This is a genomic window from Xanthobacter sp. NM-25 (assembly GCF_022138605.1).
Lineage (GTDB): Bacteria > Pseudomonadota > Alphaproteobacteria > Rhizobiales > Xanthobacteraceae > Xanthobacter.
In genome coordinates this window covers 327,188-340,699 of the sequence record NZ_JACBFS010000002.1, presented here as the reverse complement: position 1 = coordinate 340,699, position 13,512 = coordinate 327,188, and the positions used below count along the sequence as shown (strand labels likewise).

Here is a 13,512-nt window from a genome sequence, read left to right as displayed (position 1 = left end):
CGGCACCTCCTCAGCGGGTCAGGATGACGCCAGCGTGGGGCGCGAACGTCACCCACACCTTGTCTTCCCAGGTGATGGGCCGCTGCACCACGCGCGACAGGTTGGGCTGCGAGACCTTGATACGCTGCCCGCAGGCGAGCTCCACATGGTAGATGGACAGGTCGCCCAGATAGCCGATGTCCCAGATCTCGCCCTGGAAGCAGTTTTCCGAGGTGTCGGCCGGTTGATCGAGGGAGATGCGCAGCTTTTCCGGGCGGATGGCGACGCAGGCGGTGTCGCCGGGCTGCGCCGCCACCGCCTGGGCGACGACGAGGGGCTGGGGGGTGACCTCGGAGCTCAGCCGGGTGCTGTCGGCGCCGGTGGCGGAGATCCGGCCCTCGATGAGGTTCACCTCGCCGATGAAGTCCGCCACATAGCGGCTGGCCGGCTGCTCGTAGATCACCGCCGGGGGCGCCACCTGCATCAGCTCGCCATGGTTCATCACGGCGATGCGGTCGGCCACCGTCATGGCCTCTTCCTGGTCGTGGGTGACGATCAGGAAGGTCATGCCCAGCTGCATCTGCAGGTCCATGAGCTCGAACTGGGTTTCCTCGCGCAGCTTCTTGTCGAGGGCGCCGAGCGGCTCGTCCAGCAGCAGCAGCTTGGGCCGCTTGGCGAGGGAGCGGGCCAGAGCCACCCGCTGGCGCTGGCCGCCGGAGAGCTGGTGCGGCTTGCGCTTGGCGAACTTCTCCAGCTTGACGAGCTTGAGCATCTCCTCGACCCGGGCGTCGATCTCGCCCTTGCCCATCCTGTCCTGCTTCAGGCCGAAGGCGATGTTGTCGGCCACGTTCATGTGCGGGAACAAAGCGTAGGACTGGAACATCATGTTCACCGGCCGCCGATAAGGCGGCACGCCGGCGAGGTCCTGGCCGGCGAGGGTGACGCGCCCTTCGGTGGGCTCCTCGAAGCCGGCGAGCATGCGCATCAAGGTGGTCTTGCCGCAGCCGGAGGGGCCGAGCAGGGCGAAGAACTCCCGCTCATAGATGTCGAGGCTGACGTGGTCGACGGCGGTGAACTCGCCGAATCGCTTCACCACGTTCTCAAAGCGGATGAGGGGCTTCTGGGCCGGATCGGCCCATGGCTGGAAGGTCCGCCTGACTGCGCCGATGGTTTGGGTGCGCGGCTTGTCCGCAGCCATACTGTCCCCCCGGTGTGGCCTCTCCTCCTGAGGCTATAGAGGGAACAAGAAACGCTCAAGACATGTGCAAGCGCAAAAAAGGAGCTTCGGCCTTGAGATCGGCGGGCGGCGCGGGGAGTTGTCCACCGCTTGCCGGTCGAAAAGGGGCGTCCCGGGGATGAAGATGCAGATATCGCACGAACGCCCTTGCGCCGGTCTGAAGCATATGGCAGATGGGGCCACCTGACGGCGAACGACACGTCGCCGCCCTTCGGGACCGAGGGTTTGACCCTTCCCGATGCGGATGCTGCGGTAGCTCAGTGGTAGAGCACTCCCTTGGTAAGGGAGAGGTCGAGAGTTCAATCCTCTCTCGCAGCACCAGCTTAAAGTCTTGATATTCCTGTTCTTGTCGCGCACCCGCGCCGGGCGATCGTGGATTGTCGTGCGCCGGGGTGGTTCGGTGTGGGCGGTGGTGGGCGTTGGGCGGGGAGTGCGGTAGAAGGGGACGCGCGCCGCGCCCGGGGGGGTCGACAAGATCATGACGCCGCACGAGTTTATCGCGAAGTGGCAGAACTCGAAGCTCAAGGAGCGCGCCGCGGCGCAGGAGCATTTCATCGATCTGTGCCGGCTCTTGGGCGAGAAGACCCCGGCGGAGGTCGATCCCGAAGGCCGCGACTATGCTTTTGAGGTGGGCGCCACCAAGACCACCGGCGGCAAGGGCTTTGCCGATGTGTTCAAGCGCGGCCATTTCGGCTGGGAATACAAGGGCACCCACGCCAATCTCGACAACGCCTTCGCCCAGCTGCAGCGCTATGCGGTGGCGCTGGATAATCCGCCGCTGCTCATTGTGTCCGATGTGGGCACCACCATCCGCATCCACACCAATTGGACCAATTCGGTCTCCAAGGTCTACGAGATCCCCATCTCGGAGCTGGAGGATGCCCAAAAGCGGCAATGGCTGAAGGCCGCCTTCTCGGACCCCGAGGCACTGCGCCCCAGCAAGACGCGCCAGCAGCTGACGGAAGAAGTGGCCGGCAATTTCGCCGAGCTGGCCCGTTCGCTCCGCGCCCGCTATGGCGAGCCGGAGGAGGTGGCCCACTTCATCAACCGCCTCGTTTTCTGCATGTTCGCGGAAGATGTGAAGCTGCTGAAGGATGCCATGTTCAGCCGCATGCTGGAGCGGGCGCTGGAAGATCCTTCCGCCTTCACCGATTTCGCCGGCGATTTGTTCCGCGCCATGAGCAAGGGCGGGCGCATCGGGTTCGAGAAGGTGGCCTGGTTCAATGGCGGCCTGTTCGACAATGACCGGGTGTTCGCCCTCACCAAGGACGAGATCCGCCTCGTGCACGGGGCCGCCACCCGCTATTGGGGCGATATCGACCCCTCCATTCTCGGCACTTTGTTCGAGCGCGGGCTGGACCCGGACAAGCGCAGCCAGCTCGGCGCCCATTACACCGACCGCGACAAGATCATGATGATCATCGAGCCGGTGCTCATCGCCCCGCTCACGGCGGAATGGGAGAAGGCGCGGGCCGAGATCGCCGCGCTCATGGAAAAGGCCGCCGCCCAGGACGCGGCCGCGAAGGCGAAGCGCGGCAAGGCCGGTTCCACCGCCAAGGGGCAGGCCACCAAGGCCCATAACGATGCCCAGGCGGTGCTGGCGAATTTCCTGAAGCGGCTGGGGGATTTCAGGGTGCTGGACCCGGCCTGCGGCTCGGGCAACTTCCTTTATCTGGCGCTCAGGGCGCTGAAGGACCTGGAGCACCGCGCCCAGGTGGAGGCGGAGGCGATGGGCCTGCCGCGCGGCTTCCCGCGCATCGGGCCGGAAGTGGTGCGCGGCATCGAGATCAACCCCTATGCGGCCGAGCTGGCGCGGGTGTCGGTGTGGATCGGCGAAATCCAATGGATGCTCGCCCACGGCTTCCCCGCCGCCGAAAACCCGGTGCTGAAGCCGCTGGAAACCATCGAGTGCCGCGATGCGGTGCTGAATGCGGATGGGACCCGGGCGGAATGGCCGGAGGCGGATGTGGTCGTGGGGAACCCGCCGTTTTTGGGTGCAAGCCGGATGATCTCTGAGCTCGGCGAGAAATATACGCGCGACCTGCGCAATGCATGGGATGGGGTTGTGCCAGGATTTGCCGACTTGGTTTGTTTCTGGGTCGCCGGGGCCTGGGAGCGGATTGTCAATGGAAAGCTAAGTCGCGCTGGACTTGTTGCCACCAACTCCATTCGCGGAGGCGCAAATCGCGAGGTTCTTAAGCCCATCGTCGAGCATGGGCGAATTTTCGAAGCGTGGAGCGATCAAGGCTGGACGGTCGAGGGAGCGGCGGTTCGTGTCTCAATTATATGCTTCGAGCGAAATGGCGGGCAGTCAGTTCGATTGGACGGAAGTTCTGTCGATCACATCAACCCCGATCTGACAGGAGGTGGTGATGGCAAAAACTTGACTGCCTCGGAGAGGCTTCTGCAAAACGCTCAATCTGCATTTCTGGGAACAAAAAAGGGAGGCCCGTTCGACCTTCCTTCCGCTGAGGCCCGGCGGATGCTGCTGCTGCCCACAAATGTGAATGGACATCGAAACTGCAAGGTTATTCACCGGAGGTTTACGGGTACAGATTTGGCTCGGCGCCCAGAGGATCGCTGGGTGATTGATTTTGGGCATGGTGTGTCAGAAGCAGATGCCGCGCTGTTTGAAGCCCCATTTGCGTATGTTGTGGAGTATGTGAAGCCAGAGAGAGATAAGAACCGCCGAGAGTGGCGACGTGTACACTATTGGCTTCATTCGGAAACTGCGCCGGGTCTGCGTAACGCAATTAAACGGTTGAAGCGATTTATTGGGACGCCACGTGTGTCCAAATATCGAATTTTTTCATGGCTCAATGTCTCTGACTCTTTGGACGATGGCGCAATTGCCATCGCCCGCGATGACGACACCACCTTCGGTATCCTTCATTCCCGCTTCCACGAGCTGTGGTCGCTGCGTCTGTGCACATGGCTCGGCGTCGGCAATGATCCGCGCTATACGCCCTCCACCACCTTCGAGACCTTCCCCTTCCCCGAAGGCCTCACACCCAATATCCCGGCCGCCGACTATGCCGACGATCCCCGGGCCATCGCTATTGCCACCGCGGCGGCGCGGCTCAATGAGTTGCGGGAGAATTGGCTGAACCCGGCCGATCTGGTGCGGCGCGAGCCGGAGGTGGTGCCGGGCTATCCTGATCGCATCCTGCCCGTGAGCCCCGAGGCGGAAAAAGAGCTGAAGAAGCGCACCCTCACCAATCTCTACAACGCCCGCCCCACCTGGCTCGTCAACGCCCACAAGGCCCTCGACGAAGCGGTGGCCGCCGCCTATGGCTGGCCGGCGGACCTCTCCGATGACGAGGTGCTCGCCCGCCTGTTCGCCCTCAACCAGGAGCGGGCCGCCGCCCAGGCGAAGACGAGCTGAGCGGCCGGGCGCGCCCGCGCCCGGGGGACTGAAAGCTGCCAGTTTGGACCCATCTGGCCGCGCGCTCTCCCGCGGGTTGTGCTGTAGTGGGGCTGCAGCCCATCCCTGTCGCGGTCCGCGCCATCATGTCCATGTCCCGGTTCAAGGTCTCTCTCCCCTCGATCGCCGTCGCCGCGGTGATCGCGCTCATCCTCGCGGCACAGGGGCTGCTGCTGTGGCAGACCTATTGGGACACCTGGGACCTGGAGGTGGGGGCGGCGCGCAACCTGCTGGGGTCGGTCTCGTCCAACATCGAGCGCAATCTCACCATGGTGGAGCTGTCCATCATCGGCATGCAGGATTCGGTGAAGCATCCCGAGATCATGGCGCTGCCGCCGGACCTGCGCGCGCGGGTGCTGTTCGACCGGCTGGCCTATGCGCCGTTCATCGGCTCCATGCTGGTGATCGGCAAGGATGGCTCCATTCTGGCGGATTCCCAATCCCTGGAGCCTCGGGCCGGCAATTTCGCCGATCGCAATTACTTCACCGCGCAGCGGGAGGCGGATCGCGGCACTTTTCTCAGCGATCCGCTGTCGAGTCGGCTGCGGGCGGATGCCCCCATCATCGTCCTGAGCCGGCGGATGACCGATGCCGATGGCGCGTTCGCCGGGGTGGTGATCGCCAGCATCAGCATTGACCTGTTCAATGCCATGTTCGGCAACATCCATTTCGACCATCGCGACAGCATCATGCTGAGCAAGGACAATGGCGTGGTCATCTTCCGCCAGCCGTCCACCGACGAGGCGGGCAACATCGGCCTCGATATCCATGACACGGAGAAGTTCCGCCTCATCTCCGCCAATCGCACCGGCGCCTTCATCCACACCTCGCCCATCGACGGCATCGAGCGTTATTACATCGACCAGCCCATCGGCAATTTCCCCCTGGTGCTGACCGTGGGCGTTTCCACCGACGATGCCATGCTCGAATGGCGCCGGCAGGTGCTGATCACCGTGTTGAGCACGGCCCTGGTGTGCGTCCTCATCGTCATCACCGTGCGCACCCTGCGGCGCTCGCTGGCCCGCAGCCAGGCCATGGAAGCCCAATTGGAGATGCTCTCCGCCACCGATGCCATGACCGGCCTGCCCAACCGCCGCGCCTTCGACCGCACCCTGCTGGACGAAGCCTCCCGCGCCGCCCGCACCAAGAGCACCCTGTCCATCGTGCTGATCGACGCCGACCACTTCAAGGCGGTCAACGACCGCTTCGGCCATAAGGTGGGTGACGAGGTGCTGCAGCGCCTTGGCGCCACCATCGCCACCTCCATCCGGCGCCCTGGCGATTTCGCGGCCCGCTACGGCGGCGAGGAGTTCATCGCCATCCTGCCGGATACGGACGCGGCCGGGGCCCGCGCCATCGCCGAGCGCATCCGCGCCAATGTGGCGGCCATGCGCCCCAGCGCTTCGGCGGCGGAGCTCACCACCATCAGCGCCAGCCTCGGGGTGGCCTCCGGGCATATCGCTCCCGGCCAGAATGCCGAAGAGCTGGTGCGCCAGGCCGACATGGCCCTCTACAAGGCCAAGGAAGCCGGCCGCAACCGGGTGGTGGTGGCCGCCGGCTGAGCCGGCGCGCCAGACGCCATCATCGCGGGCTGTCATGGAGCGCCATCGGGCGCATGCGGCGCCCCGCCGGGCTGGGGCCCGGCCCCGCATCCGGCGGGCGTCGCCCATCGAACCCACGATTGAAGCCGCCGTGTTCGCGGACGTCGCGGCCCGCCCACGGGTCGTGTTCGCAGTGGCCGTGTTCAGTGGCCGTGTTCAGTGGCCGTGTTCCGGGCGCGTCTCGCGCCAGGGATGCCCGAGAGCGGCTTCCCCACCTGGCCGCGGCCTTCCCGCACCCACGGCCGCGTTAGCGGCCTTCCCGTACCCACGCGGCGGCGAGCACGCCGAGCAGCAGCAGCAGGCCGCTGAGCCCGGCGAACACCGGGAACAGGCCGATGCCGCGCACCACCGAGACATCGCGGGTGGCAAGGCCCATCCAATCGGCGCCGGCAAGCCGATCACCGGAGGAGACCTGCACCACCCGGGGCACGCCGCCGTTGAGATCGGCGAGCCGCCACAGGCCGCCGCCGCTGGCGTTCACGATGGGCGCCACCACCGCGCGGGTGCTGGTGACCTCGGCGAATTCCTTGGGGTTCAGCGGGCCGATATTGGCGAGCGCGGTCAGGGTGCCGTTGGTGGCCCGCCACAGGCCCAGCGCATCGGCCGGGGTGCTGGCCCGCCACAGGCCGGGCTCCACTTCCTTCAGGGCCAGGGTGCGGGTGGCGCCCTCGGGGGTGGTGATGAGCGCCGGCGGCACCGTGTCGCCCATGGTCTGGCGTTCCACCACCAGATCGCGGCCGGAAACGGTGAGCTTCAGCCGTTCCTCCTCCAGGTCCGGTTCCTTCATCAGCCAGTGGGAGAGGCGGCGCAGCAGGTCGATGTGCGGCCCGCCGCCCTCATAGCCGCGCGCCCACAGCCAGATGTGGTCGGAGAGCAATTGGGCGACCCGGCCTTCGCCCACCCGGTCCACCAGCAGAATGGGCTTGTCGCCGGGGGCGGTCATCAGCGGGGTGCCGGAGCGGGCCTGGGAATCGATGACCCGGAAGAAGCGGCTCCACTGGGGCGGTTCCGCATGGGCGCCGGGCAGGCCCCGGGTCACGGGATGGCGCTTGCCGGCGGCGCTGAGCCGGGCATGGAAGGGGGTTTCGGTGACCTGTCCCGAGGGCATGCCGGGCAGGATCTCCTCCAGCGGCGTGTTGTAGAGGGAGCCCGGCTCCACATAATCGGTGCCCGAGGCCACCAGCACCGCGCCGCCACTGCGCACATAACGCACGATATTGTCGAAATAGACCTGCGGCAGCACGCCCTGCTGGGCGTAGCGATCGAAGATGATCAGGTCGAAATCCTTGATCTTGGTCTGGAACAGCTCGCGGGTGGGAAAGGCGATCAGCGAGAGCTCGTTGATGGGCGTGCCGTCCTGCTTCTCCGGCGGGCGCAGGATGGTGAAGTGGACGAGGTCCACATTGGCATCGCTCTTCAACAGGTTGCGCCAGGTGCGCTCGCCGGCGTTGGGCTCGCCGGAAACCAGCAGCACCTTGAGCTTGTCGCGTATGCCGTCGACGGAAACGGCGGTGCGGTTGTTCACCAGGGTCAGCTCGCCGGGCAGCGGCGGCACCTCGAATTCGATGATGTTGGGGCCGGCGTGGGTGATGTCCACGTCGATGCTGTCGCTCACCCCGGCGGTGACGATGGGCCGGGCGATCTCCTCGCCGTCGCGCCGCACGGTCACCGGCACCCGGGCGCCGGGCGGCAGGCCCTCGTCGGTGACGCGGAAGGTGAGGCTCTGATACTGGCCGACGATGCCGAAGCGCGGCGTCTTCTCCAGGGTGATGCGGCGGTCGCTCTCGCCTTCGTGGCCGGTGATGAGGGCATGCACCGGGGCGGTGAAGCCCAGCGCCGCGACGCTGTCCGGCACGTCATGCACCCGCCCGTCGGTGAGCAGGATCGCGCCCGCCACCCGCTCCGGCGGCACATCGGCCAGGCCGGCGGAGAGGGCGGAGAAGAGCCGGGTGCCGTCGGTGTCGCCATGGGCGGCATCCACGGTCAGGGTGCGCACCTCCACGCCGGGCAGCTGGCCGAGCTTTTCGGCAAGGGCCGCGCGGGCGGCCTCGGTCTGCGGGGTGCGCTCGCCGAACGACTGGCTGGCGCTCTCGTCCACCACCAGCGCCACCACCGAGGACAAGGGCTCGCGTTCCTCGCGGGTGAGCGAGGGATTGGCGAGGGCCAGGAGCCCCACCGCCAGCGCCAGCGCCCGCAGTCCCGCGCCGCGGGTGCGGGTCATCAGCAGCAGGCCGGCCAGCACCAGAGCGGCCACGCCAAGGCCGATCAGCACCGGCCAGGAGACGAAGGGGGCGAAGGCGAGGCCGTAGCTCATCGCGTACCCCCGCGGGTGGAGCGGGCCTCAGGCCGGGCGAGACGGGGGGTCATTGGCCGAGCCTTTCCAGCAGCGCCGGCACATGCACCTGGTCTGCCTTGTAATTGCCGGTGAGCACATACATCACCATGTTGGCGCCGGCGCGGAACGCCATTTCCCGCTGGCGCGGCTCGCCGGGGGTGAGGGGCAGCAACGGCTCGCCGGAGCGGGTCACCGCCCAGGCGCCGGCGAGGTCGTTGGAGGTGATGATCACCGGCGAGACGCCATCGCCGGCCCGGGCCGGCCGGTCGGCCTCGTCGCCGGGGGGCAGCGCCTCCACCCAGGTGGTGCCGCCGGTGAAGCGGCCGGGGAAGTCTTTCAACAGGTAGAAGGCCTTGGTGAGAACGTGCTCGCGCGGCACCGGGGCGAGCTCAGGAATGTCGAGGCCGGAGAGGATCTCGCGCAGCCGCGCCTGCGCCGGGGTGAGGGCGGCGCCGGGGGTGTTGGAGGAGGCGATGGCGTCGCGGGTGTCGAAGATCACCGTGCCGCCCTGCTTCATATAGGCATCCACCCGCGCCAGCACCGCCGGCGGCGGCACCGGGGTATCGGCCAGGATCGGCCAATAGATCACCGGGAAGAAGGCGAGCTCGTCCTTGGAGAGATCCACCCCCAGGGCCTCGCCCGCCTGCAAGGCGGTGCGCTGGGCCAGGAAGGCGGCGAGGCCATTCAGCCCGGCGCGGGAGATGTCGTCCACCTCCGGTTGGCCGGTTGTGACGAAGGCGAAGCGCGTCTGCGCGGTGGCCATTTGGGCGAAGCCGTCGTCGCCGGCCCGGGCCGGTGGCGGCAAAGCGAGGGCGCCGAGGGCGAGGACCGCGGCGAGAAGCGCCGCCGTGCTGCGCCGCCCGCCGAGGCGGGAGAGGCCACCGGCGAGGTAGAACACCGCCAGCGCATCGAGCAGCAGCAGCACCATGGCGGCGATCAGCACCGGGCCGCGCAGATCCTGCGGCGCGCTTTCCTGCAGCGGCTCGGCGCGCAGGCCCAAGGCGGCAAAGTCGATGGCCTTGGGGGCATCGGCCGGCAGCAGCGCATTCACCGCGACGAGGCCATCGGGCGGGCCGTAGAAGCCGGGGGGATGATCGGCGCTGGCGCGGCCGGTGAAGGTGGCGGGAATGGCCCGCACCGTGGGGCCGGGCGGCGCGAAGGCGCCGAAGCCGTCCAGCACCCGCGCCGCGGCGAGGTTCGCGACTTCCGGTTGGCCGAGGGGCGCAGGCTGGGGCGCGCGCTGGGCCGGGGCGGCATCGGCGGTGGGGGGCGGGGCGTCTGACAAAGCGATCACCCGGCGCAGCATGTCCACGAAGGTGCCGGACAGCGGCAGGTTCGACCACGAAGTATCGGCGGTGACGTGGAACAGCACGATGGCGCCCTTGCCCACCCGCGCGCCGGTGACGAGCGGGGTGCCATCGGCCAGCGCCGCCCAGGTGTGCTCGCCGAGATTGCCATCGGGATCGGCCAGCACCTGGCGGGTCACGGTGACGTCGCCGGGCACCTTCATGTCGCGGAACGGGCCTTCAGCGGTGAGGGCGCCGAGCTTCTGCGGCGTTTCCCAGGAGAGCGAGCCGCCCAGCACCCGGCCGCCGCGGCGCAGCTTCACCGGCAAGAGGTCGTCCTGGGCATTGGCGAGGCGCGGCCCGGCAAAGCGCACCAGCACGCCGCCATTTTCCACAAAGCGGGCGAGCCGGGCCCGGGTGGCGGCGGGAATGGTGCCCACGTCCGGCAGCAGCAGCACCGGCAGGTGCTGCTCCAGAAACGCATTGATGTTCTCGATGGCCGAGCCGGTCTCCGCCACGCGCAGGTCGGCATAGGGGCCGAGAGCGCGGGTGAGGTAATAAGTGGGGGCGAGCAGGGGCTGGCCGGTATCGGTGCTGGTGCCGGAGACGATGCCCACGGTGCGCCGGCGCCAGCTCTTGTCGATGAGCTGCACGGCCCCGGCGGAATGGCTGCCGATGATCTCCAGCCGGGCGATCTCGTTGCGCATCTCCACCGGCAGAGCGAAGCGGGCGGTGGCCGCGCTGGCGCCTTCGGCCAAGGTGAACGGCGCCTCGCCGAGGGTGAGGCCGCGCATGTCCTTCGCCTCCACCCGCCCGGCCGCGGCGCCGGGGGCAGAGCGCAGCACCTTCACGCTCAGGGCATCGGCGCCGTTCTCCGGTCCGGCGAGGGCCAGAACCGGGGCGCCGGCCATCAGCAGCGCGGCGGAATTCTTCAGTGGTGCCAGGGTGGCCGCGAGATTGGCATCGGCGCCCATGTCCACGGCATCGGTGAGGAAGACGAGGCCGGCCTTCGGCTCCTTCTCCAGGAGCCGGCTGGCGAGGGCGAAGGCGGCGGCCCGCTCCGGCGCATAGGCCACGGGGGCGAGGGAGCGCAGGCGGTCGCGGGCGCCGCCGGGGGTAAGGAAGCCCGGCTCGTGCGGCACGTCGCCGGTGGGGATGAGGGCGACGCCGCGGCCGCTGGTGTCGGCCTCGTCGATGAGGGCGCCGGCGGCGGCCATGCGCGCTTCCCACTGGCTGGCGGCGGGCCAGCCCTGGTCGATCACCAGCACCAGCGGCCCATCGGCACCGGGGCTGGTGGCGGGCGGATTCCAGATGGGGCCGGCAGCGGCCAGGATGATGAAAGCGGCGAGCAGCAGCCGCAGCGCCGTGAGCCACCAGGGGCTGCGCGCGGCGCTCTCCTCCTTGGGGCGGATCTCGAACAGGAGGCGGGTGGGCGGAAAGGCGATGGCGCGCGGCTTGGGTGGCACCACCCGCAGCACGTACCACAACAGCGGCAGCGCCAGGAACGCGGTGAGCAGCAGCGGCGCAGCAAAGGCGAGGGGCAGGCCGAACATCAGGCGCGCCCTCCGCTGGCGGCGGCCGCGCCCATGCGCATGTGCAGCGCCAGCAGCAGCTCGCTGGCGGGTCGGTCGGTGCGATGCACGAGGAAGCTCCAGCCGAGCCGCTCGGCGGCGGCGCGCAGGGCGGCGCGGTGGGCGTCGAGCTTCAGCTCATATTCGGCGCGCCAGCTTTCGGCGCGGCCGACGGTGAGCCTGTCGCCGCCTTCGGGCTCGGAAAATTCGATGCGGCCGGAAAAGGGGAAGGTCTCTTCCGCCGGATCGACGATCTGCACCACATGGCCGTGGGCGCCGCCGGCGGCGATGGCCTCCAGCCGGGCGATGATGTCGGCGGCGGGGCTCCAGAAATCGCCCAGCAGCACCACTTCGGCGGTGGGGGCGGGGGCGAAGGCCGGGGGCAGGCTGGCCGGCAGCTCCGGCGCCAGAACCACCGATTCCGCCATGCGATCGACGATGCCGCGATGGGCGGACGGCCGCATCAGCCCCGGCACGCCCACCCGCTCGCCGCCGCGCACCAGCAGGTCGGCCAAAGCGAAGGCGATCACCAGCGCCCGCTCGCGCTTGGGCGGGCGGTTGCCGGTGGCATAGTCCATGGAGGCGGAGAGGTCCGGCCAGACCCACACGGTGTGGGCGGCCTCCCATTCGCGTTCGCGCACATAGAGAATGTCGTCGCGGGCCGAGCGGCGCCAGTCCACCCGCGCGGCGGGCTCGCCGGCCAGAAAGCGGCGATACTGCCAGAAGCTCTCGCCGATGCCGGCGCGCCGTCGGCCATGCAGGCCGTGCTGCACGCTGGAGGCGATGCGGCGGGCCTCCAGCACCAGCCGCGGCATGGCCGCCACCAGTCCGGCGGCGGCCAGCGCCGCCCGCTCCACCGCTCGGGTCGCGGTGCCGGTTGCAACTGCCTCGTTCGATCCCTGTGCCAAGCCGGATGCGCCCCTCAACCGATCTGCGCCACCAGGCGGCGGATGATGGCGCTCACGCTCTCGCCCTCGGCGCGGGCGGCGAAGGTGAGGGCCATGCGGTGCTTCAGCACCGGCTCGGCGAGCGCCGCCACATCGTCGAGGGAGGGGGCGAAGCGCCCGTCCAGGAGTGCCCGGGCACGCACCGCCAGCATCAGCGCCTGCGAGGCGCGCGGGCCCGGGCCCCAGGCGATGAAGCGCTGTTCCGCGCTTTCCGCCGGCTGGTCGCCGGCCGGGCGGGCGGAACGGACCAGGGTGAGGATGGCTTCGACCACCGATTCGCCCACCGGCAGGCGCCGCACCAGGCGTTGGGCGGCCATCAGGTCATCGACCGCCATGGCGGCGCGGGGCTTCTGCTCCTCGGCGCCGGTGGTCTCGAACAGGATGCGCCGCTCGGCTTCCCGATCGGGATAATCCACGTCGATCTGCATCAGGAAGCGGTCGAGCTGGGCCTCGGGCAGGGGATAGGTGCCTTCCTGCTCCAGCGGGTTCTGGGTGGCCAGCACGTGGAAGGGCTTGGGCAGGTCGTGGCGCTCGCCGGCCACCGTCACGTGGTATTCCTGCATGGCCTGCAGCAGGGCCGACTGGGTGCGCGGCGAGGCGCGGTTGATCTCGTCGGCCATCAGCAATTGCGCGAAGATGGGCCCGCGGATGAAGCGGAAGGCGCGCTGGCCGCCGGTGGTCTCCTCCAGCACCTCGGCGCCGAGAATGTCGGAGGGCATCAGGTCGGGGGTGAACTGCACGCGCCGGGCATCGAGCCCCAGCACCGTGCCCAGGGCTTCCACCAGCTTGGTCTTGGCAAGGCCCGGCACGCCCACCAGCAGCGCATGGCCGCCGGACAGGATGGTGATGAGCGCGCGGTCGATTACCGCATCCTGCCCGAAGATGACCGCACCCATGGCGGTACGCGCCGCCCGCACGTGGCCGGCGGCGGTTTCCGCATTGCGCACGATCATCTGGTCGAGGTCGAAAGTCTCGCCGGCAGCCGACATCAAAACGTCTCCACGCAAGGTCTCCACGCCCCCGAGCCGGGTGTCACGGGTGCATCGCCACGAGGCTCGCCGCAAAAGGCGGCGAAAAGGCGCCTGGATGCGATGATCTCGCGTCGCCCCGGCCGGGGCTAGCCCTGATTTCG

The 13,512-nt window shown here is 68.7% G+C and carries 7 protein-coding genes and 1 tRNA gene; 3 read left to right on the top strand and 5 right to left on the bottom strand.

All coding sequences use genetic code 11. From position 1 onward, the window contains the following. Window positions 1-10: 10 nt before the first annotated feature. On the bottom strand, window positions 11-1,177 hold the full coding sequence (locus tag MEU52_RS07350; protein WP_238120605.1) for an ABC transporter ATP-binding protein: 1,167 nt from the start codon (window positions 1,175-1,177) through the stop codon (window positions 11-13). 285 nt (window positions 1,178-1,462) lie between these two features. On the opposite strand from MEU52_RS07350, the gene MEU52_RS07345 reads away from it, so the two are divergent. The 3 genes from MEU52_RS07345 (at window position 1,463) to MEU52_RS07335 (ending at window position 6,202) form a co-directional block, all read left to right on the top strand. Further along, a tRNA-Thr gene (locus tag MEU52_RS07345) sits at window positions 1,463-1,537 on the top strand. Window positions 1,538-1,844: 307 nt separating this feature from the next. Beyond that, window positions 1,845-4,601, top strand: a complete 2,757-nt coding sequence (locus MEU52_RS07340) for a class I SAM-dependent DNA methyltransferase (RefSeq protein WP_238120606.1) — start codon at window positions 1,845-1,847, stop codon at window positions 4,599-4,601. Window positions 4,602-4,726: 125 nt separating this feature from the next. Beyond that, the gene (locus tag MEU52_RS07335; RefSeq protein WP_238120607.1) at window positions 4,727-6,202 is read left to right on the top strand and encodes a sensor domain-containing diguanylate cyclase; all 1,476 of its coding nucleotides are present in this window, start codon (window positions 4,727-4,729) and stop codon (window positions 6,200-6,202) included. A gap of 286 nt (window positions 6,203-6,488) precedes the next feature. Here MEU52_RS07335 and MEU52_RS07330 read toward each other — a convergent pair whose 3' ends face one another. Genes MEU52_RS07330 through MEU52_RS07315 form a run of 4 tightly spaced genes read right to left on the bottom strand, consistent with a single transcriptional unit; the run spans window position 6,489 to window position 13,369 of the window. Further along, a complete protein-coding gene (locus MEU52_RS07330) occupies window positions 6,489-8,555 on the bottom strand; it encodes a hypothetical protein (protein ID WP_238120608.1) in 2,067 nt (688 codons plus the stop codon). A 49-nt stretch (window positions 8,556-8,604) separates the two neighbouring features. Then, a complete protein-coding gene (locus tag MEU52_RS07325; RefSeq protein WP_238120609.1) occupies window positions 8,605-11,415 on the bottom strand; it encodes a DUF4159 domain-containing protein in 2,811 nt (936 codons plus the stop codon). Further along, a complete protein-coding gene (locus MEU52_RS07320) occupies window positions 11,415-12,341 on the bottom strand; it encodes a DUF58 domain-containing protein (RefSeq protein WP_443266192.1) in 927 nt (308 codons plus the stop codon). Before MEU52_RS07320 ends, MEU52_RS07325 begins: the two co-directional genes overlap by 1 nt. A gap of 14 nt (window positions 12,342-12,355) precedes the next feature. Next, entirely contained in the window at window positions 12,356-13,369 is a 1,014-nt protein-coding gene (locus tag MEU52_RS07315; protein ID WP_238120610.1) for an AAA family ATPase, read from the bottom strand. Window positions 13,370-13,512: the final 143 nt, after the last annotated feature.